The organism is Hymenobacter aerilatus, from assembly GCF_022921095.1.
GTDB lineage: Bacteria > Bacteroidota > Bacteroidia > Cytophagales > Hymenobacteraceae > Hymenobacter > Hymenobacter aerilatus.
Genome location: NZ_CP095053.1, coordinates 2,147,909 through 2,167,471, shown reverse-complemented (window position 1 = coordinate 2,167,471; position 19,563 = coordinate 2,147,909). Strand labels below are relative to the sequence as shown.

Annotated in this window: 18 protein-coding genes; 13 read left to right on the top strand and 5 right to left on the bottom strand. The window is 58.4% G+C overall.

Translation table 11 applies throughout. The features are described from left to right. Positions 1-50: 50 nt before the first annotated feature. The 7 genes from MUN82_RS09375 to MUN82_RS09345 all read left to right on the top strand — a co-directional run bounded on the left by MUN82_RS09375 (position 51) and on the right by MUN82_RS09345 (position 7,868). Positions 51-1,421 carry a sigma-54-dependent transcriptional regulator gene (locus MUN82_RS09375; protein ID WP_245096934.1) on the top strand — a complete coding sequence of 457 codons (1,371 nt, stop codon included), beginning with the start codon at positions 51-53 and terminating at the stop codon, positions 1,419-1,421. 199 nt (positions 1,422-1,620) lie between these two features. Continuing rightward, positions 1,621-2,931: a sensor histidine kinase gene (locus MUN82_RS09370; protein WP_245096932.1), complete on the top strand. Its 1,311-nt coding sequence runs from the start codon at positions 1,621-1,623 to the stop codon at positions 2,929-2,931. 111 nt (positions 2,932-3,042) lie between these two features. Then, positions 3,043-4,044: a GNAT family N-acetyltransferase gene (locus MUN82_RS09365; protein ID WP_245096931.1), complete on the top strand. Its 1,002-nt coding sequence runs from the start codon at positions 3,043-3,045 to the stop codon at positions 4,042-4,044. A 94-nt stretch (positions 4,045-4,138) separates the two neighbouring features. Next, positions 4,139-5,395, top strand: a complete 1,257-nt coding sequence (locus MUN82_RS09360; protein WP_245096929.1) for an MATE family efflux transporter — start codon at positions 4,139-4,141, stop codon at positions 5,393-5,395. Next, positions 5,392-6,381, top strand: a complete 990-nt coding sequence (locus MUN82_RS09355; protein ID WP_245096927.1) for a glycosyltransferase family 2 protein — start codon at positions 5,392-5,394, stop codon at positions 6,379-6,381. The genes MUN82_RS09360 and MUN82_RS09355 overlap by 4 nt, the downstream gene beginning before the upstream one ends. A gap of 68 nt (positions 6,382-6,449) precedes the next feature. Then, complete coding sequence (locus MUN82_RS09350) at positions 6,450-6,851, top strand: sugar 3,4-ketoisomerase (RefSeq protein WP_245096925.1); 402 nt, start codon at positions 6,450-6,452, stop codon at positions 6,849-6,851. Positions 6,852-6,905: 54 nt separating this feature from the next. Next, on the top strand, positions 6,906-7,868 hold the full coding sequence (locus tag MUN82_RS09345) for a GNAT family N-acetyltransferase (protein ID WP_245096923.1): 963 nt from the start codon (positions 6,906-6,908) through the stop codon (positions 7,866-7,868). 49 nt (positions 7,869-7,917) lie between these two features. On the opposite strand, the gene MUN82_RS09340 is transcribed toward MUN82_RS09345, so the two are convergent. Further along, entirely contained in the window at positions 7,918-9,555 is a 1,638-nt protein-coding gene (locus MUN82_RS09340) for an ArnT family glycosyltransferase (protein WP_245096921.1), read from the bottom strand. 87 nt (positions 9,556-9,642) lie between these two features. Between MUN82_RS09340 and MUN82_RS09335 the strand changes: the two genes are divergently transcribed. After that, the gene (locus tag MUN82_RS09335; protein WP_245096919.1) at positions 9,643-11,304 is read left to right on the top strand and encodes a hypothetical protein; all 1,662 of its coding nucleotides are present in this window, start codon (positions 9,643-9,645) and stop codon (positions 11,302-11,304) included. 92 nt (positions 11,305-11,396) lie between these two features. Beyond that, the gene (locus MUN82_RS09330; protein WP_245096918.1) at positions 11,397-12,374 is read left to right on the top strand and encodes an acyl-ACP desaturase; all 978 of its coding nucleotides are present in this window, start codon (positions 11,397-11,399) and stop codon (positions 12,372-12,374) included. Positions 12,375-12,453: 79 nt separating this feature from the next. Here MUN82_RS09330 and MUN82_RS09325 read toward each other — a convergent pair whose 3' ends face one another. Next, positions 12,454-13,074 (bottom strand): hypothetical protein, encoded by a 621-nt coding sequence (locus MUN82_RS09325; protein WP_245096917.1) that lies wholly within the window; start codon positions 13,072-13,074, stop codon positions 12,454-12,456. A 95-nt stretch (positions 13,075-13,169) separates the two neighbouring features. Then, complete coding sequence (locus MUN82_RS09320; protein ID WP_245096915.1) at positions 13,170-13,451, bottom strand: DUF427 domain-containing protein; 282 nt, start codon at positions 13,449-13,451, stop codon at positions 13,170-13,172. Positions 13,452-13,618: 167 nt separating this feature from the next. Here MUN82_RS09320 and MUN82_RS09315 point away from each other — a divergent pair, with 167 nt between their 5' ends. The 3 genes from MUN82_RS09315 to MUN82_RS09305 all read left to right on the top strand — a co-directional run bounded on the left by MUN82_RS09315 (position 13,619) and on the right by MUN82_RS09305 (position 17,450). Beyond that, entirely contained in the window at positions 13,619-14,605 is a 987-nt protein-coding gene (locus MUN82_RS09315; RefSeq protein ID WP_245096913.1) for a GNAT family N-acetyltransferase, read from the top strand. 112 nt (positions 14,606-14,717) lie between these two features. Next, complete coding sequence (locus tag MUN82_RS09310) at positions 14,718-15,821, top strand: vWA domain-containing protein (RefSeq protein WP_245096912.1); 1,104 nt, start codon at positions 14,718-14,720, stop codon at positions 15,819-15,821. 99 nt (positions 15,822-15,920) lie between these two features. Continuing rightward, positions 15,921-17,450 carry a sigma 54-interacting transcriptional regulator gene (locus MUN82_RS09305; RefSeq protein WP_245096910.1) on the top strand — a complete coding sequence of 510 codons (1,530 nt, stop codon included), beginning with the start codon at positions 15,921-15,923 and terminating at the stop codon, positions 17,448-17,450. A gap of 240 nt (positions 17,451-17,690) precedes the next feature. Here MUN82_RS09305 and MUN82_RS09300 read toward each other — a convergent pair whose 3' ends face one another. Then, on the bottom strand, positions 17,691-17,939 hold the full coding sequence (locus MUN82_RS09300; RefSeq protein WP_245096908.1) for a hypothetical protein: 249 nt from the start codon (positions 17,937-17,939) through the stop codon (positions 17,691-17,693). Positions 17,940-18,070: 131 nt separating this feature from the next. Next, positions 18,071-18,529 carry a peptidylprolyl isomerase gene (locus tag MUN82_RS09295; protein WP_187317817.1) on the bottom strand — a complete coding sequence of 153 codons (459 nt, stop codon included), beginning with the start codon at positions 18,527-18,529 and terminating at the stop codon, positions 18,071-18,073. A 207-nt stretch (positions 18,530-18,736) separates the two neighbouring features. Between MUN82_RS09295 and MUN82_RS09290 the strand changes: the two genes are divergently transcribed. Next, positions 18,737-19,387, top strand: a complete 651-nt coding sequence (locus MUN82_RS09290; protein ID WP_245096906.1) for a fasciclin domain-containing protein — start codon at positions 18,737-18,739, stop codon at positions 19,385-19,387. The last annotated feature ends 176 nt before the right edge of the window (positions 19,388-19,563 follow it).

The window sequence follows — 19,563 nt, the reverse complement described above, 5'->3', positions numbered from 1 at the left end:
CGAAATTTTACATGAAATAACCGTAGCATTGATCCATAATCAATGAAAGAATGCTTCTGATAATTGACGACGACCCCGCCATTCGCATCTCCCTTAGTCTGCTGCTGAAGCAAGCCGGCTACCTTGCGCAGGCTGTCGCCGACCCCGAAACTGCTCTGCGCATGGTACGTGAAACCACGCCTGAGCTGGTGCTGATGGACATGAACTTCTCCCTCGACACCAGTGGGCAAGACGGCTTGCAATTGCTGGCGCAGGTGAAGCAGCTAGCCCCGCAGGTGCCCGTGGTGCTCATCACCGGGTGGGGAAGCATAGCGCTGGCCGTGGAAGGCATGAAGGCCGGGGCCGCCGAGTTCATCACCAAGCCCTGGAACAACGACGCCCTGCTCCAGACCATCCGCACGTTGCTGAGTCTGCCCGTGCCGCAGGGTAGAGGCCCGGAACCCACTCGCCGCCAGCTCGATCAGCAATACGATTTCCGCAACATTGTGGGGCAGGATGCCGGGCTGCTGCACGTGCTGCGCCAGGTAGGGCAGGTGGCTGCCACCGATGCCTCGGTGCTGATTGAGGGCGAATCGGGCACGGGCAAGGAGCTGATTGCCGAGGCCGTGCACCGCAATAGTCCGCGCCGGAATAAGGCCTTTGTGAAGGTGAACCTAGGCGGCATCTCTGCTTCACTGTTTGAAAGTGAGCTGTTTGGCCACCGGCGCGGGGCCTTCACCGATGCTAAGACGGATAGGGTAGGGCGCTTTGAACTGGCCAACGGCGGCACCATTTTCCTGGACGAAATCGGCGAGCTGGACCTCTCCTCGCAGGTGAAGCTGCTGCGCGTATTGCAAGACCGCACCTACGAAGTGTTGGGCGACAGCAAGCCCCGCCGCCTCGACATTCGAGTGATTTGTGCCACCAACCGCAACCTAGCCGAGGAAGTGCGCGCCGGCCGCTTTCGGGAGGATTTGTTTTACCGCATCAACCTCATCACGGTGCGCTTGCCTGCCCTGCGCGAGCGGCCCCAGGATATTTCGCTGCTGGTGCAGCACTTTGTGGCTGGGCTGCGCACCACCTACGCCCGGCCCGCTCTGAAGGTAGGCGTGCGGGCCCTGCATTGGCTGCAAGAGCAACCGTTGCCCGGCAACATCCGCGAGCTGAAAAACCTGGTGGAGCGCGCCGTGCTAGTATCCGGCCACGACGAGCTGCTGCCCGAAGATTTTCAAGCCCAGGCGCAGTCCCTACCCACCCGCGCCCCCGAGCCCGGCGAGCTACCCGCCCCCGGTACCATGACGCTAGACGAGCTGGAAGCCCAGATGATTCGCAATACTCTGGAGCATTATCAGGGCAACATCAGCCGCGTGGCCAAAGCTCTGGGCCTGAGCCGTCCCGCCCTGTACCGGCGGCTGGAGAAATATGAAATTCCGTTTGAGTAAGAGCGCATACCATGCGCCCACTGTTACCAACGATTAAGACTGTCACTTCGATTAGGAGGAGAATTAACCGTCATACTGAGCGTAACCGAAGTATCTCTACCGTTAGCTATTAGTAGTACACCGTAGAGATATTTCGGCTGCGCTCAGTATGACGTTCTCTATATAACAACAATGGGCGCGTGCCGGGCGCCCCTACCGCATGTCTCTCCGCCTTCAGTTCTTACTCTTTGTCACGCTCATTCACGCGGTGCTGCTGGTGCTGGCGGCGCAGCTGCGGCATACCAATGTGCCACTGTTCATTGGTGCAGAGGTGCTATTGTTGATAAGCATCGGGCTGGCGGTGCAATTGTATCGGGGCTTTGTGCGGCCGTTTCAGCTGATTGCGGCCGGCACGGAGGCCATGCAGGCCAAGGACTTCTCACTGAAATTCGTGCCCGTGGGCCAGCGCGAAATGGATCAGCTTATTGGCGTGTACAACCACATGATAGACGAGCTGCGCCGCGAGCGAGTAACCCAGCACGAGAAGAGCTTCCTGCTAGATAGCCTGTTGCGCGCCTCGCCCGCCGGGGTGCTGCTGCTGAGCTTCGAGGGCACGATTGAAAGCGCAAACCCCGCGGCCGAGCGTATCCTGCAACTACCGGCCGCTACGCTGCTGGGGCAGCCACTGGCTGCCCTACCCGGCACCTGGGGCACCACCCTGAGCGCGCTGCCGCCCGACGCGCCCCAGGTAGTGCGCCTGTCGGGTGTGCAGACCTACCGCGCCCATCGCGCCCACTTCCTCGACCGGGGCTTTACGCGCTACTTTATTTTGCTGGAAGAGCTGACGCAAGAGCTGATTCGGCAGGAAAAGCAGGCCTACGAGCAGCTGATTCGGATGATGACGCACGAAATCAACAACTCCATTGGGGCCATCAACTCCATCCTGCAAAGCTTTCACCACTACGCCCCCCAGCTCCACCCCGCCGACCAACCCGACTTCCGCGAGGCCCTCGACGTGTCTATTCAGCGCAACACCAACCTGAGCAACTTTGTAGGCGGCTTCGCCAATTTGGTGCGCCTACCCCCACCCACGCGCCAACCCACCGATGTACACGCCCTGCTGCACCAGCTGGCGCGCCTGCTGCACGTGGTGAGCGAGCGGCGCCAGATCACCTGGCGCTGGCAGCTAGCCGATGAGCCGCTGTGGGCCTCCCTGGACCAGCAGCAGGTGGAGCAAGCCTTGCTCAACATCGCCAAAAATGCCCTGGAAGCCCTACCCGACGGGGGCACCCTCACGGTACGTACCCAGCACAGTCCGCCCCTGATTGAGCTGGAAAACAACGGCACCGCCATTCCGCCGCACGTGCAGCAGCACCTGTTCATGCCCTTCTTCAGTACCAAGCGCGACGGCCAGGGCATCGGCCTCACGCTAGTGCGTGACATTCTGCTGCAACACCATTTTCCTTTCCGCTTGGAAACGGTGGCTCCCGGCCGCACGGTGTTTAGTATCTGGCTGAGTGAGCGAGGGTAGGAGGGTAGGGAGTGTCGCGCTGGTATCGGCACGCGCGGTAAAGCCGGAGACGAGTGGCGGGGAACAAACGCTGAATCTGCCGTACTTTTGACCTGTACTTGCCTCGTTGCCTTGCTCCTTTTCTCTGCATCTCTTTCTCCTCTCGATGACCGTTACTGGCTGCGGTGCGCGGTGCTACCCACGTCCGAGCCCACGCTGCCACTAGCCTACGAGCCCTACCTATATCTGCGTCCGGCGTACCTGGCCCTGCACCCAGCGCCCGGCGAAGTGGTGTTTTTCTACCTCGAAGACCACCAGCAGGGCCAGACGGTAGGGCATTGGCCACTGGTTATAGCAGCGCAACACGCCCATAGCTCCTGGCAAGCTCCGTTTGGGGGCGTGCAGATAGCGCCCAGCGTGCCCGCCACCACCGTGCGAGCCTTCGTGACGGCGGCGCACCAGGCACTGGCAGCAGCAGGAGTAGGGGAGGTGCACCTGCGCGCCTACCCTACGAGCTACGACGAAGCCGCTAGCGCCCTCCTGTTGCCTGTTTTTGAGGAGTTGAGTTACCGCACCACCCTCACGGAAACCAACTATACACTGCCGCTGGCCCACTCTTTTGAGGATGGATTGCATCCTTCGGCGCGGCGACGGCTGCGCAAATGCCACCAGCACGGCCTGCGCGTGGAGCAGGAAACGCCGCTGTTCCTGCCTCTGGCGTACGAGTTTATGCAGCAGTGTCGGCAAGAAAAGGGGCTGCCACCAGTATGGCCGCTGGAGCAGTTGCAGGCGCAGTTTCGGGCATTTCCCAACGACCAATTCCTGTTCTCGGTGCGCGACGCGACCGGGACCTGGGCTGCCCTCACGGTGCTCATCCGTCTCAACGACGAGGTGCTGTATTGCATCCATCCGGCCAGTTCACTTCAGTGGAATACATTCAGCCCGGTCATTCTACTGATGCAGGGGCTGCACGCCTTCGGGCAAGCCAGCGGCTACCGCCTGCTGGACCTGGGCACTGCCACGTTTCCCACCGGTCCCAGCGAGTCGTTGCTGACCTTCAGGCGCCATCTCGGCGGCGTATCCGGCCCGCGCCTAACCTTGGAATGGCAAAGTGGTGAACAGGTAAGAAGGTGAGTTTGACGTTCTATTGGTGCAACTTGCGCCATCTGCGCGACCAGCATATCAAACTCGCCATTTCACAGCTTCATTAGCTCATCACTTCACCAGCATGTCCACGCTACGACGGTTTCTGAAGGGCTCGGTAGGGGCGGGGGTAGCCGTGGGGGCGCGGGGGATAGGGGCTGTGGTGCTCAATAAGCTGCTGGCCGTGTACGGCGGCCCCGGTGGACTCACGCTGCTGGCGCATTTTCAGAATCTGCTGGGCCTATTTACTACCCTACCCGGTGAGGGCATCAACGTGGGCATCACAAAGTACCTGGCGCCGCTGCGGGCCGGCTCGGGGCGCTACAGGGCGTGGCTGGGTGCGGGGGTGCTGCTGAATGCGGGCGCGCTCCTGCTGGGTATGGGGCTGTTGCTGCTGCGGCCGGGTCTGCTTGCGGAGCTCTTGGGGCCGGGCCTTGCGCTGCGGTTGGGTTTTGGAGTAGGAATAGTAATGCTGGTAAGTTATGCGCTGCTGCAAACGCTGCTGCTGGCAGCGGGCCGGCTGCGCCACTACGTGCTGCTCACGGTGTGGCTGAGTGGGCTAAGCGTAGCGGCCGTAGCAATGGTGCTGCTGCGGGGCGGCTCGGCCGGAATGGCGCTGCTGGTCTACCTACTGGCCCAAGGTAGCGTGGCTGTGCCAGCGCTGTGGTTGGCTTTTCGCAGCGGGCTGGTGCACCGTTGGCGGAGCAAGATGAGTGTGGTAGCACTGCGGGGGCTGGGTCGGTTTCTGCTGATGGCTGTGAGCCTGTTGCTCTTTGGCAAGGCCGTAGACTTTGCTGTGCGCGACCTGCTGATAACCCGCTACGGCCTAGCCCGCACCGATTTGTGGCAAGCTGTAGTGAAGCTGTCCGACAACTACACGATGGTGTTCTCAGCGGTGGTGAGCAGCGTGTACTACCCCCGGCTGGCGGCGCTGGTAGGACAGCCTGACGCTATGCGCCGCTATGTGCGCACGGTGCTGCTGCTGCTAGCGCCGGTGCTGGCGGCGGGCCTGGGCTTCATCTATCTGCTACAAAGCTGGCTGCTGCCCCTACTGTTTGAGCCACGCTTTCTAGCGGCCCGGCCCCTGCTCGCTCCCCAGCTAATCGGCGACTGGGCCAAGTTTCTGAGCTGGGTGCTGCTGTATCAGCTCACGGCCCGGGCCCAGGTAGGGCGCTATGTAGCGGTGCAAATGGGCGCGGCTACGCTCTACGTGGGCATTCTGGCCGTGCTTCTGCCGCGCTACCAACTGCTGGGCGCCACCCTGACCCACGCCGTGCACTATTGCCTGCTGCTAATGGCGTGCGCCGTATATTTCCGGGCCGATTGGCGCCCTTCTGCATGAGCTCTACCGCTGCCCACCCTTGCCCCACTGCCCCGCCTGCCCCGCAAGCGGATGGTGTGCCGTTGGTGTCTATCGTGGCGCTGTGCTACAACCACGCGCCTTTTCTGGCCGAGGCTCTGGATTCTATTCTGGCTCAGACCTACCCTCGCCTAGAAGTAATACTGGTAGACGATGCCAGCACCGACACCAGCCGCGCGGTGCTGGCGCGCTACGCCCAGGCCAACCCCAACTGGCAAACGCTGTTTCTTCCCCAAAACGTGGGCAACTGCGCCGCATTCAACGCTGCTTTCCGGCAAACGCAGGGCGAGTTTGTGATTGATTTTGCCACCGACGACGTGCTGCTGCCCACACGCATAGCGCAACAAGTAGCTGCCTTTCAGGCGTTGCCCGACGAGTACGGCGTAGTGTATACCGATGCGGAGTTAATTGACGAAGCCTCGCAGCCCGTGCGCCGGCACTACCGCCGCGACGCCCGCGGCCAACTGCATCCTCGCCCGGCTGAGGGTTGGGTGTTTGCCGATGTGCTGCGCCGTTTCTTCATTAGCGCCCCCACCATGATGATGCGCCGCACTACGCTGCTCAGCCTCAACGGCTACGACGAAACGCTGACGTACGAAGACTTCGACTTTTGGGTGCGGGCGGCGCGCACGTGGCAATTTCACTTTCTCGACGTTGTTTCTACCCGTAAGCGGCTGCACCCGCGCAGCAAATCGAGCCTGGCCTACCGTCCGCACGACCCCTATCTGGCTTCCACTATTCGGGTGTGCCACAAGGCGTTGGCCCTGTGCCGCACCCCCACCGAACGGCAGGCATTGGCGGTGCGCCTGCGATGGGAGCTGCGCCAGGCCGTGCGCTGGGGCAACCGGGTAGAAGTGCACGACCTATATCAGTTGCTGCGGCAGCTACACGCCGTGCGCCCACTCGACTGGCTGACCTACCACCTGGCCCCGAAAATAATGCGCATAGTTGGCAGGCCTTTCGCGTAGCTATCCAAAGGCGCACCCAAACTAGCACCGTTGCGACAAGCAGCAGTGTTGACAAGAGAAAAATGAACGTGCAAACACCTTATCTACTTACGTTCGATACCATCGGCTCCCCCGATTTGGGGTACATAGCAGTGGCCGAAAACAGCGCTTTGCCATTTCCGATAAAGCGAACCTACTGGATTTATTGCACGCCCGAAACGGTGCTTCGAGGCCACCACGCGCACCACGAGCTGCAGCAACTAGTCATTGCGGTGCACGGCCGCATCGAGTTTACGTTGGAAAATGTAGCAGGCGAGAAATCAACGTTTCTGTTAGATGCACCTGAGGTCGGGTTATTTATTCCGGAAATGCACTGGCGCACCATCAATTTCTCGCACGATGCTGTGCTGTTGTGCCTAGCCTCCACCGAGTACAACGAAGCTGATTATATCAGGAGCTTTGAAGAATTTAAATCAGTAGCTCGTAGATAAGTAATAATAAAGCGCCATTCTCGAAGCATATTTCTCTTGTAGCAGCTTGTCGCTATGATGCCTAACGATTTTCAAATCAAACGCTATACTCCGGACTGCGCGCATATCTGGAATGAGTTGATTGAGCAGTCGGTAAACGGTAGCTTTATGCTAAAGCGCTCCTTCATGGAGTATCATCAGGATAGGTTTGATGATTTTTCGTGTCTGATATGGAAGGGTAGTAAACTGCTGGCTGTCTTTGTAGCTGCTTTGCCAAAGCAACGTGTGCGCAATGAGCACCTTATCGCGCATCCGGGTCTGACATATGGGGGCGTGGTTACAGCCAGTGATTTACAGTATCTACTGCTGGAAGAGCTATACGGTGCTTTATTTGATTTTCTGAAGCAACATGGCTTTATCAGCCTAACAATAAAGCTAATACCGCGGGTATTTTGTAGAGAGTATTCTGATAACGGCCTATTTGTGTTACACAAAAACGGATTTGCGCTAAAAAACAGAGAGTTAAATTCAGTTATTGATTTAACTCAGCCTTTCAATATTGGGTCCAGGCAGAAGAATAATCTTCGTAAAGCCCGCAAAAGCAATGTGCAGGTAGGGGTATCGGAGCGCTTCGATGTGTTCTGGCCGATATTAACCGATAATCTCTGGCAGGTGCATGGTGTGAAACCGGTGCATACGCTGGCAGAAATTACCTACTTGCACGAAAGGCACCCCGAAAACATAGAATTATACGTAGCGCAAGTTGAAAACCGAATACTGGCGGGGGTAGTAGTGTTCAAGGAGGCACACAAAGGCTACCTGCATAGTCAGTATATCTCAACAAATGCCGAGGGTAGGCTGGTGGGCGCGGTTGATGCAATTCTGTATCATATACTGCAGCAGGCACAGGGCATATACCAGCGGTTGTCATTCGGCATTTCCACGGTGAAAGGGGAGGTCAACTACGGTCTGTTGAGCTATAAGGAAGGGTTTGGTGCCAAAGGGGAGGTGGTGGAAACCTATACAAAAGTGTTATAGCCTCACGGCGCCGTAGTTGCGGATTATAGCGCAGATCATAATGAGTTAGCTACTGAGGATTTACCTTATACAGCTCCACCCGACCGTCCTGCGCTATCAGGTGGCGGTGCGGATACCAGCTCAGCACCGAATCGGGGGAGTAGCGGATGAGCGTGCGGGTCAGCTCGTCGTTGCTGAGGGTAGCGCGGTTGAGCAGCAGCCACGCCTGCTGGCCGGGCGCCAGCTGCACCGAGTCGCGGGCCCAGTAGCGACGGTATTGCAGGTTTTGGGGCAGCTGATAGCCGTGGTAGAAGTCGTAGTTGCCGATCAGGTAGTCATCCACGAATACCACACCGCCGCCTGCCGGTGCGGCCAGCTGTTGCCGGATAAGCCGGTCCTGCGCAAAGTGCGCCGATACGCTGGGCTTGCGCATGAAATACACGGGCCGTATGCTGAGCGCTGCCGCCAGCACCAGCACGGTGAGGGCCGCCGTAGCGGGCAACGCTAGCTGCCGGGCCGCCTGGCTGCGGCGCCATGCGCCTACCCCCACAAAGTACAGGCCCGGCAGTGCATACAGCGCTGATTGGCTGGTGTGCAGCCAAACCGCCAGTGCCAGCAGTACCCCCCCGGCCACCCAGTAGCCACGCCCCGTTTGCCAGAGTCGCGCTACCCCAAAGCCCGCCGCCAGCGCCAGCGGGGGGAGCAGGGGGGTAGTCATGCGCGGCAGCAACGTGATCGGATTGTACTGGCTGAGCGACGTACTTCCTACCCAATACAGCAGTAGCGTGGACCCAGCCAGCACCAGCCAGAAGCGGGCGTCGGAGTGCGGCCGGCGTAGTAAGGGGAAGGCCACACCCGCCAGCACCAGCATCAGCCCCAGCCCGATGTTGACCAGAAACGCGAGCGGCTGCCACGTAATGCGAGCCACCAGCGCGGCGCGGTTGCCGAACAGGTAATTGTTGTCCCGCATAAACTCGTTGGTGTGCTCAATCAGGTGCAGGCGATACAGCGCGTCGTTGGTGTACACCTGGTAAAACCACAAATAAGCCCCCAGCAAGGCTGCTCCCGTGAGCAGGGCTGCCAGCCAAAAGCGTCCGTGACGGCGGTGCAGCACGTCGCGGCCCAGCAGGAGCAGGTAGAAGGGTAGGTAGTACACGATGGTTTCCTTGCTGAGCAGGGCCGCGAAATTGAGCAGCGCAAAGCCCGCGCCCCACAGCACGCGCCGCCGCGTGGCCTGCCTACCCCGCAGCAAGGCGGCAGCGCTGGCCAAGCACCACAGCATCAGAATATTATCGGGGTAGAGGTAGCGCGTGAGGTCCAGCGTGAAATAGTGCAGCCCCAGCAGCAGCATGGCCGCGCTGGCCACCACCGGCGCCCGACGGTGGTATAAAGCGTAGAGAATACCCACGCAGCCCAGCGTGGCCAGCAGCGGCCACAGGGTAGTGGAAATAATGTTGATGCCCAGCAGTGCATACAACCCCGCCACTGGCCCAAAAATCAAGGGTCGTTCTTTCAATGGGTCGTGGAGCAGGCCCAATGGGTCGGGCTGCACTCGAAAGGTGCCATTGAGCAGCTGGTGAGCGTAGCGAGAGTAGAAATAGTCGTCCAACGCATACAGCCCTTCGTGGGCAAAGATGAAAAACGCAACGGTCATCAGCACCACAAATAGCAGCGTGAGCAGGGGTAGGCGAGCAAGGGAGAAGTTCACGCGGCAAGTTAAGCAGTTGAGTCGCTGAAGCTATCAGAAGCACGCCGCCGCGTCAATACTACCTCAAACTCCCGTTCTTTGCGAGCTATGGCATACCGCATCTCCCGGCGCCGGCTCACGGTCTGGCTGTTACCCGCGCTGCTGTTGCTGATTACCCTCATCGGCCTCGGTAGCTACTACGAAACCAACGACGACACTGTGCTGACGCTGCTGCTGCAGGGGCGCATGAGTGCGGGGCCCATTACCAACCTGCACCTGTACTTTCATGGGCTGGCCGCGCCGCTGGTCTCCCTCTACCAGCAGTGGTCCGCCGTACCCTGGTATGGCCTGTTGCTGTACGGCCTGCTCTATCTGGCTACTGCGCTGCTGTTTGGAGTATTGTACAGGCGACTACGGGCCTGGCTGCGGCCGGGCGAAACGGCAGTGGCCCTGGCGCTTTTTTTTCTGGTAGGGTGGCTGGAGCATGCCATGTGGTTCAACTACCTGCGGGTGCCGGTGCTGCTGGCAGCAGCCGGCGTATGGCACAGTGCCGCCCGGCCCAAGCGCACGAGTGCGCTGGTACTAGGCCTGCTGGCCTTCGGGGTAGCATGGCTGATTCGGCCGAGTGCGGCGGTGCTGGGGCTGCTGCTGGCCGTGCCGGGTGCGTGGTGGCTGAGCGGCCGGCGCAGCGGGCGGGTGCTGGTTGGGGCAGCCGCGCTGGCGCTGGTAGGTGCGCTGGCCGTGAATCTCACCCGCTCGCCCGTGGCCGCCACCTACCGCCGCCTCGACGTACTCAAATCCAACCTCAACGACTACCAGCTGCTGCGCCCTACCCCCCATACCGCCGCCGATAGCCTGGGGGTACGCGCTGTGCAGCACTGGTTTCTGGCCGATTCGACCCTCGTAAACGAAGCGCTGTTCCAGCGGGCGCTGCCGTTGGACGCAGCCTATTTTATGCAGGAAAAGCTGTCTGGCAAGCTTCAGGAAACTGCCCAGCTGCTGGTGCGAAATTACTTTCCGCTGCTGGCGCTGCTACTGCTGTCGTGGGTTTGGGTAGCGCGCCGAGCCCGACACATTGGGCGGCGCGAGTTTGTGCTGGTGCAGTTGGGGTTTGGCGTAGGAGGGCTGCTGCTGGCGGGCGTGCTCAAGCTGCCGCCCCGCCTGGCGCTGCCCTACCTCGACGCCTGGGTGCTGGCCAACGGCATCTTTATCCTGAAGCGCGCCGAGCGGCTACCGCGTCGGCCATGGCCGGTGGTGGTAGGGCTGGTACTCGTGCTCGGGCTGTACGGCTACAAAACTGTGCATCGCCGGCAAATGCTATACGCTGAGCAACAAGCCAACAAGCACGCGCTACGTGGTCTGGCACAGCCGGCTACCACCCTATTCGTGTCCGACGGTATTGAACGCTACTACAAATCCCGAAGTCCCTTTGACGCAGAGTGGCCGCTGCCGGGACGCGTCTTGTCGCTTGTGGGATGGCAAGCCCTCGACCCCTCGCAACCCGTATTTCGGGCATCGCTTACCGGGGCACGGGCCATGCCAGAATCCCTGCGCCGTTTAGCCCAGCAAGACAGCACCGTGCAGTGGCTGCTTACCCCAGCTGGTGCCGAACTGCTTAATATTCAATTAGAACGCACCCAACAGGCAAATCAACCTATAATGCAGCTACGCGGACTGGCACCCGACTCTGTTCGGCATACTGACCAGCTTCAACCGTATAAGCCAAGTGTGCTTCCTGTGAAGAAAGCTAGTAAAGCCAAAATTTTATAGAGCAGAAATGGACTTATTCTGCCCAATGAGGGGTAGTGAATACATACATTTGACGCGTAATTGCTTTTTTTCTCTTTTTTGCCTCTCCTGCTATGCTCTCTACTGCCATCTCCCGCGCCGAAGTGCTCATGCACCTCGAATCGTTCGTAAAGGAAAACATTGGCACTTTTCTCCGTACCGTAGAAGACAGCTGGCAGCCTTCCGACTACATTCCCGATTCGCGTCTGGATACGTTTTTTGATGAGGTGAAGCTGCTGCGCGAGCGGGCTGCTGGCCTCAGCTACGATCTGCTGGCCGTGCTGGTAGGCGACACCATCACCGAAGAAGCCCTACCCAACTATGAAGCGTGGTTTCACGAGTTGGATGACTTGAACCGCGACCGCGACAATGGCTGGGCACAGTGGATTCGGGGCTGGACGGCCGAGGAAAACCGCCATGGTGACCTGCTCAACCGCTACCTCTACCTTTCGGGCCGCGTAAACATGCGCGAGTTTGAGGCCTCCACCCAACACCTCATTGCCGATGGCTTCGACCTGGGCACGGCCCACGACCCCTACCGGGCGTTTGTTTACACCAGCTACCAGGAAATGGCCACCAACATCTCGCACCGCCGCGTGGGCCAGTTTGCCCGCAAAGCCGGCGACGACCAACTGTCTAAAATCTGCGGTATGATTGCCGGCGACGAAACCCGCCACGCCCGCGTCTACAAAACCTTCGTTGATAAGATTTTTGAGGTAGACCCTTCGGAGATGATGCTGGCGTTTGAGGACATGATGCGCAAGAAAATCGTGATGCCAGCGCACTATATGCGCGAGCTGGGCATCGAGATGGGCAAAACTTTCGGTCACTTCACCGATGCTGCCCAACGTATTGGCGTGTATACCAGCCAAGACTACACCGACATCTTGGACACGCTGCTAATAGACTGGAAAATTGCCGACCGCACCGGCCTGAATTCCACTGCCGAAAAAGCCCGCGACTACGTGATGGCCCTACCCGCTCGCCTGCGCCGCGTGGCCGACCGTATGCCCGTGCCCAAGCTGGAGTATAAGTTCAAATGGATTGACTAGCCCACTAAGGAATAGGAAAAAACTAGAAAAGCCCGTCGCGCAAAACGTGACGGGCTTTCCGTTTCAGCGGGTTACTACGCTACTTCTGATCGGCAAAGGCTACCTGCTGGAGCGTGAGACCTTCGGCGGGTAGGGTGTAGCGCACGGTGCGGGTGCCACCCGAGGGGCAGCAGTTGGCATCGGCAGCTTGGTAGATGGGGAACATGCGTTGCACTTCGTGGCCTACTACCTTGAACTCGTCGTGGCCCTGGTAGCCCTGGGCGGCGGGGCCGCTCAGGTCGGGGAGGGCCACGGGGCGGCGGCCCTGGTTCATGAACTCGTAGCCCAGCAACTGTCCATAGGAGCCGCTGCCCGCATCAGCTACAAAGATCAGCAGTTCGGGGAAGTCGTCTTCGTTGAGATTCGTTACTACCACGTCTGATACTTGTCCGTTGAGTGACTGCCGGGTAGTGGTCAGCTCGCGGCCGTTCTTCTCGGCGCGAAGCATGAGTTGGCGTTGGCTACCCTCGCCGGTGGTTTGCACCACAAACCGGTGGTCGCCATCGGTTACTTCTTTGCGGAAGCTGACGGCCTCCGTTGGTACAGAGCGTATGGCGGGGTCGGCAGTTTCGGTGGTGGTGCGCTGCGAGTCGCAGGCATTCAATGCGAGAGCGGTGCCCAGCAGGGGGAGTAGCAAACGGGGTAGGGAAAAATGAGGCATAGGCTTCAGCAGAGCAAAAGGAAAGGTAGGAGAGAGGGAGGCAGCCGCAGCTGCATCTCCCTACAAACGCCGGCCCGCCCGGAGGGTTACGCCCACTAAGAAGTCACCTGCACCCCTTTCCAGAAAGCCACGCGTCCTTTGATCTGCTGGGCAGCTTCTTTGGGGTCGGGGTAATACCAGGCGGCGTCCTTGTTCAGCTCACCGTTCACGCGCACGGAGTAGTAGCTGGCGCGGCCTTTCCAGGGGCAGGTAGTGCCGGCAATGCTGTCTTCAAAAAACTCGCGTTTCAAAGAATCGGCCGGGAAATAGTGGTTGTTTTCTACCACTACCGTGTCGTCGCTTTCGGCCAGTACGGTGTTGTTCCAAATAGCTTTCATAGGAGGAGTCTTAGGCTTGTTTCGAATGCATTTTGACTGACATAACTACCTCAGGTCAATCGAAGTTTTGAGCATGTCAGCGAAGCGAAACGTCCTCCAAAAGCTGGCTTCAACTTTCGTCGCTACTTTTAGCCTCTCCGCTATTCTGCGGAAGTCAACCAAGGCCGATGATACATCACCTCCGGCACAACAAGATAGACCGCGTGCAGTGGGATGCGCTGCTCGAGCAGGCGCCCAATGGGCTCATCTATGCGCTTTCCTGGTACCTCGATATCGTGTCGCCCGGCTGGGAGGCACTGGTGAAAGAGGAACAGGGGCGCTACGTGGCCGTGATGCCGCTACCCGTGCGCCGGAAGTTTGGTTTCCGCTACCTCCAGCAACCGTTGTTTGCGCAGCAGTTGGGTGTGTTCTCCCTTGAGGTACCTACTACCGAGGACTGGGAGGTCATCGGCCGCCTGTTGCGCCAGTTGTTCCGGGTTGTCACGCGGTATTCGTTTAACGCGGCTAATACGGACGTGCTGGCTGGCAATGGGGTAGGGGTGCCGGTGGAGGCTTTCACTACGTACTACCTCTCGTTGCAGCCGCCCTACCCGCAACTGCTGGCCGGCTATAAGCGCAACCGTCGGTGGCGCCTCAACCAGGCCCGCCGTCGCGACCTGCGCATCGAGCCCAGCACCAACATCGACCGGATGGTGCAGATCTTCCACGAAAACACGGCGCCTTCTATCTACGGCATCATCGGTGAGGCTTATGAGTACCGGCTGCTGAAGGCCTTGTACGCGGCGGCTACGCAGCGGCACATGGCGACTATGTGGCAAGCCGTATCGGCTCAGGGCGAGGTAATAGCCATGATTCTGCTATTTCGTTTCAAGGAGCAGCTGATTTATATTTTCAACTCCTCGACCGAGGCTGGCAAGGAAGCCGGAGCCATTTCGCTGCTCCTGGATGAGGTGTTTCGCACCCATGCGGGCCAGACACTATATTTTGATTTTGAGGCGCCCGAAGTAGCCAACGTGGCGCATTTCTACGGCAGCTTCGGGTCGGTGGAGACGCCGTTTGCCACCATCGCCTACAACCGCCTACCCTGGCTGATGAAGCAGGCCAAAGCGGTCCGCATGGCCCTGGTACGTCGCCTGCGCCCACGCAAAGGGTAGGCCCATTCCTAATAGGAAACATTCCTACGCAAGGTGGTGTTAGATTCAGGCGCGGCTACGCCTTTGTTCGCCCACGAAGGCCAGTGCCGCTTCTTCAAGCAGCTCAGACAGTATGGCAGTAGGTTTTCGTTTCCAGGATTTTGTACCCGAAGAATCGGGCGATAAGGGTTTTGACACGCTTTTTAAATTGTTCATGCAACTGGTCACTATCACGTCTGGCGACGTGTCGGAGGCGTTGCAGTGGCTCAACGAGCTGGATAAACAGTATGGCCTTACCGACAATGACTACGGCATGGGCGACTTCATCGAAGACCTAAAGAAAAAAGGGTATATCGACGAGAATCCGCAGGAGCCGGGCGCGTTCAACATCACGGCCAAAAGCGAGCAGAACATCCGCAAATCGGCGCTGGAGGAAATCTTCGGCAAGCTCAAAAAGGGCAACAGTGGTAACCACCGCACGCCCCACTCGGGCCAGGGCGACGAGATGGGCACCGACATGCGCGACTACCAGTTCGGCGACACGCTGGAGCAGATTCAGATGACTGAATCGCTACGCAATGCCCAGCTCAACCACGGCCTCAGCGGCGACTTTATGCTGACTGAGGGCGACCTGGAAGTGCGCGACACCGAGCACAAAACCCAGACCAGCACAGTGTTGATGATTGACATCTCGCACTCCATGATTCTGTATGGCGAGGACCGCATTACGCCCGCCAAAAAGGTAGCCATGGCCCTGGCCGAATTGGTGAAGCAGAAGTACCCTAAGGACTTCCTCGACGTCATCGTATTTGGCAACGATGCTTGGGAAATCAAGGTGAAGGATTTGCCCTACCTGCAAGTAGGCCCCTACCATACCAACACGGTAGCCGGTCTGGAGCTGGCCATGGACCTGCTGCGCAAGCGCAAAACTGCCAACAAGCAGATCTTCATGATTACCGACGGCAAGCCTACCTGCCTGAAGGAGCCTACCGGCTACTACAAAAACAGCTTCGGCCTCGACCGTAAAGTGGTCAATAAAACCTTGAACCTGGCCGCCGCCGCCCGTCGCCTCAAAATTCCCATTACCACCTTCATGATTGCCCAAGACCCCTACCTGCGGCAGTTTGTGGAGGAGTTTACGGAGGTGAACCAGGGCAAAGCCTACTACAGCGGTCTGAAAGGGCTGGGGCACCTAGTGTTTGAGGATTACAAAAAGAATCGTCGCAAGACTTTGTAAGGCGTATTACACAGGCTCGCCTACCACCGAAGCGTATATACTTGACATCTCCCTAATCATTTCGTTCAACGATGGGTGCGTGCAACGTGCTCCTACTATATGACTCAACCTACCCTCAAGACCCTCGGCGAACTGAAACAGTCTGGTTACCAGCCCCGCTCCGTGAAACAGGAGTTGCGCGACAACCTGATTGCCAAGCTTCGCTCCAAAGAAGAAGTGTTTCCTGGCATCTATGGCTACGAGGAAACCGTTATTCCTGACCTGCAACGCGCCATTTTGGCCGGGCACCACATCAACATGCTGGGCTTGCGCGGACAGGCTAAAACCCGTATTGCCCGCCTGCTGGTGGGCTTACTCGATGAGTACATTCCAGTAGTGGAAGGCTCCGAGTTGAACGACGACCCCTTGCAGCCGCTATCAGTATTCGCTCGCAACCTCATCGAGGAAAAAGGCGACGATACGCCTATTTCCTGGCTGCACCGCGACGAGCGCTACACCGAGAAGCTGGCTACCCCCGATGTATCGGTGGCTGACCTTATCGGCGACGCCGACCCCATCAAAGCTGCTACCCTGAAGCTGCCCTATTCCGACGAGCGGGTGATCCACTTCGGGCTGATTCCTAGGGCGCACCGGGGCATTTTCGTTATCAACGAGCTGCCCGACTTGCAGGCCCGTATTCAGGTGTCATTGTTCAACATCTTGCAGGAAGGCGACATCCAGATTCGCGGCTTTAAAGTGCGCCTACCCTTGGACATCCAGTTTGTCTTCACTGCTAACCCCGAGGACTATACCAACCGCGGCAGCATCGTGACGCCGCTGAAGGACCGCATCGACGCACAAATTATCACGCACTACCCTAAGAGCATCGAAATTGGGAAGCGCATCACCAAGCAGGAAGCCCGCATCAAAGAGGAGCAGCGCGGCTTGGTGACCACCAACGAAATCGTACACGACTTGGTAGAGCAAGTAGCCATTGAGGCCCGCGGCTCGGAGTACGTAGATGCTAAATCGGGCGTGTCGGCCCGACTTACTATCTCGGCCTACGAGCAGGTAATTGCCGCCGCCGAGCGCCGTGCGCTCATCAACGGCGAGAAGAACACCTACGTGCGCATTGCCGACTTCATCGGCGCTGTGCCGGCCGTCACGGGCAAGGTAGAGTTGGTGTACGAGGGCGAGCAGGAAGGCGCCGGCATTGTGGCTGAGAAGCTGATGGGCAAGGCCCTGCGCACGCAGTTCCTGAACTACTTCCCCGACCCCGAAAAGTCGAAGAAGCAAAAGGATAAGCCTAACCCGTACAAAGCCATTCAGGACTGGTTTGGCTCGCGCACCATCGACCTGCTGCACGACGCCTCCGACGAGGATTACCGCAAGGTGCTCGACGTGGTGCCCGGCCTACAAGACCTGGTACAGCAGAGCGTGCCCAGCGAGCTGAGCAAGGAAAACCGCCATTTCTGGATGGAGTTTGCCCTGCACGGCATGGCCGAGCACAGCCTGATTTCGCGCAACCGCCTCACGGCTGGCGCCCAGTTCAAGGACCTGCTCAGCAGCATGTTCACCATGCCCAACTTCGGGGATGATGACGATGACGACGAGGACTACCAATCGTCGCGCAAGCGCAAGCGCCGGTAGGGTAGGAGCGTAAGATAGTAGAGTAGAAACGCCCCGCGTATCGGAAGATGCGCGGGGCGTGTGTTTTATTCCCCGTCGAGACGCTTCTTGGCGTCTCGTCGTTGAACGACTCGCGCCCGCACACAACTTCAGCCATGCCGAGATGCAAGGATGCGTCTCTACGGCTCGTCCAATACAAAATAACAACGCCCCGGCTAGTGCTAGCCGGGGCGTTGTTATGCAAAAAGCAAAAGCGAAAAATTATAGCTTACGGGCTTTTAACTCCGCTCTGGCGCTTTTCAGTTGGTATTTAAGAGATTTCAGCTTGGCTTTCTCCGAGTCTACAATGCGGTCTTGGTCTTTTACTTCCCTTTCCAGGTCGTTCACCCGTCGTGCTTGCTCTGCTACTACCGGATTGCTGGAATTAGCATCGGAGCGAAACGCAGAACAGCCACTTAACGAGCCAATGGAGAGTAGGGCTAGCAGAGAAGCTTTGTGAGAGAATTTCATAATGAGGGCAATAAAAAGGCTGTGTTGCTGATAAATACGAACGAATCAAGGATGCAGTTGAATGAATTGAAAATAAAAAGGCTCTGCTAGCCATCAGGAAGCAGAGCCTTTCGGAGGGGAGGCAGTAACGGCTACGCCTCGTTCACCACAATCTTCTCGATGGTATCGTTGGCGCGAATCTGGTCGATTACGTCTACGCCCTCTACCACTTTGCCGAATACGGTGTGGTTGCGGTCGAGGTGGGCAGTGTTCTGACGGTCGTGCACAATAAAGAACTGGCTGCCACCAGTGTTGCGGCCGGCGTGGGCCATGCTCAGGGCGCCGCGCTCGTGGTACTGATGGTCGCCGGTCAGCTCGCAGTCAATTTTATAGCCGGGGCCGCCGGTGCCGGGGGTGCCCTTCGCGCCATCGCGCGAGTTGGGGCAGCCGCCCTGAATCACGAAGTTGGGGATAACGCGGTGAAACTTCAGCCCATCATAGAAGCCTTTTTGGGCCAGGTCGGTGAAGTTCTTTACAGTTTTGGGGGCGTCTTGCTCGTAGAACTCTACTTTCATTACCCCTTTATTGGTGTGGATTTCAGCGGTTTTCATATGAAAAACGGAAGGTGAGATGGGTGGAAATGATGTCTGCCACGCAAGTAGCAGCTCTGCAAAAGTAACCAAATTGCGGGGGTAGGAAATCCGGCTGCTACTTCCGCGTCGTAGGTATTTGGTAGAACGGCCACCGTAGGCGAGCTTGCGGTGGCTTTCGGGCCAAACAACTCCCTTCTTCAACCCTCATTTTCATTTGCTGTCTTTATGAAAAAGACGTTTCGTACTTCTTTCCTGGCGCTTTGCGCGGTTGCCTCGGTAGGGTTTGGCCTGACTAGCTGCGACAACAACAAAGGAGCTGACACCACCACCGAAGCTCCCGGCACCGAATCGGCTATGACCGACACGGTAGCCACCATGCCCAACGACTCGTCGCGCATGGGCAAGCCCGAGGGCGTGCTGGTAGACGGTGTGCCCATGACGCCGGATAAATCCATTGTGCAGAATGCCGTGATGGCGCCCAGCGTGAGCACGCTGGTGAAAGCCGTACAAGCCGCCGGCCTCGACGGTACCCTGAGCGGCCCCGGCCCTTTCACCGTATTTGCCCCCACCAACGCCGCTTTCGATAAGCTGCCCAAAGGGGCGCTGGCTGGCTTGATGAAGCCTGAGAGCAAGGAGAAGCTGAAAGGTGTGCTCACTTACCATGTTATCCAGGGCCGCCTGCTGGCAGCCGATCTAAAAGACGGACAAGAACTGACTACCATGAACGGCGAGAAAGTGAAAATCTCGGTGCAAGGTGGTAAAGTGATGATCAGCAACGGTAAAGATGCGCCTGCCACAGTGCAGACTGCTGATGTAGTTTCCAACAACGGCGTAACCCACGTCATCGACGGTGTGCTGCTGCCCACTGCTGAATAATATCAACGATTTCCTGATTGGTTGGAAAGGCCCGGTTGTTTCAGCCGGGCTTTTTTGTTGTATCGTTTATTTTCGCCTGTTATCCTGCGCTTGCAAAGTGCCATCTCACGCTTAGCGAAGCGTTGTTACCCGTGAGCGAAAAACCTGCTCGAAGCACCTGGATGGGTAGCCCCAGG

What these genes read in the sequence shown, in the direction of transcription:
- MUN82_RS09345 (WP_245096923.1), top strand. Translation starts at nt 6,906, where the DNA reads ATGATGCCTAACGATTTTCAAATCAAACGCTATACTCCGGACTGCGCG.
- MUN82_RS09315 (WP_245096913.1), top strand. Translation starts at nt 13,619, where the DNA reads ATGATACATCACCTCCGGCACAACAAGATAGACCGCGTGCAGTGGGAT.
- MUN82_RS09330 (WP_245096918.1), top strand. Translation starts at nt 11,397, where the DNA reads ATGCTCTCTACTGCCATCTCCCGCGCCGAAGTGCTCATGCACCTCGAA.
- MUN82_RS09370 (WP_245096932.1), top strand. Translation starts at nt 1,621, where the DNA reads ATGTCTCTCCGCCTTCAGTTCTTACTCTTTGTCACGCTCATTCACGCG.
- MUN82_RS09290 (WP_245096906.1), top strand. Translation starts at nt 18,737, where the DNA reads ATGAAAAAGACGTTTCGTACTTCTTTCCTGGCGCTTTGCGCGGTTGCC.
- MUN82_RS09360 (WP_245096929.1), top strand. Translation starts at nt 4,139, where the DNA reads ATGTCCACGCTACGACGGTTTCTGAAGGGCTCGGTAGGGGCGGGGGTA.
- MUN82_RS09310 (WP_245096912.1), top strand. Translation starts at nt 14,718, where the DNA reads ATGGCAGTAGGTTTTCGTTTCCAGGATTTTGTACCCGAAGAATCGGGC.
- MUN82_RS09295 (WP_187317817.1), bottom strand. Translation starts at nt 18,529, where the DNA reads ATGAAAACCGCTGAAATCCACACCAATAAAGGGGTAATGAAAGTAGAG.
- MUN82_RS09320 (WP_245096915.1), bottom strand. Translation starts at nt 13,451, where the DNA reads ATGAAAGCTATTTGGAACAACACCGTACTGGCCGAAAGCGACGACACG.
- MUN82_RS09335 (WP_245096919.1), top strand. Translation starts at nt 9,643, where the DNA reads ATGGCATACCGCATCTCCCGGCGCCGGCTCACGGTCTGGCTGTTACCC.
- MUN82_RS09300 (WP_245096908.1), bottom strand. Translation starts at nt 17,939, where the DNA reads ATGAAATTCTCTCACAAAGCTTCTCTGCTAGCCCTACTCTCCATTGGC.
- MUN82_RS09325 (WP_245096917.1), bottom strand. Translation starts at nt 13,074, where the DNA reads ATGCCTCATTTTTCCCTACCCCGTTTGCTACTCCCCCTGCTGGGCACC.
- MUN82_RS09375 (WP_245096934.1), top strand. Translation starts at nt 51, where the DNA reads ATGCTTCTGATAATTGACGACGACCCCGCCATTCGCATCTCCCTTAGT.
- MUN82_RS09355 (WP_245096927.1), top strand. Translation starts at nt 5,392, where the DNA reads ATGAGCTCTACCGCTGCCCACCCTTGCCCCACTGCCCCGCCTGCCCCG.
- MUN82_RS09305 (WP_245096910.1), top strand. Translation starts at nt 15,921, where the DNA reads ATGACTCAACCTACCCTCAAGACCCTCGGCGAACTGAAACAGTCTGGT.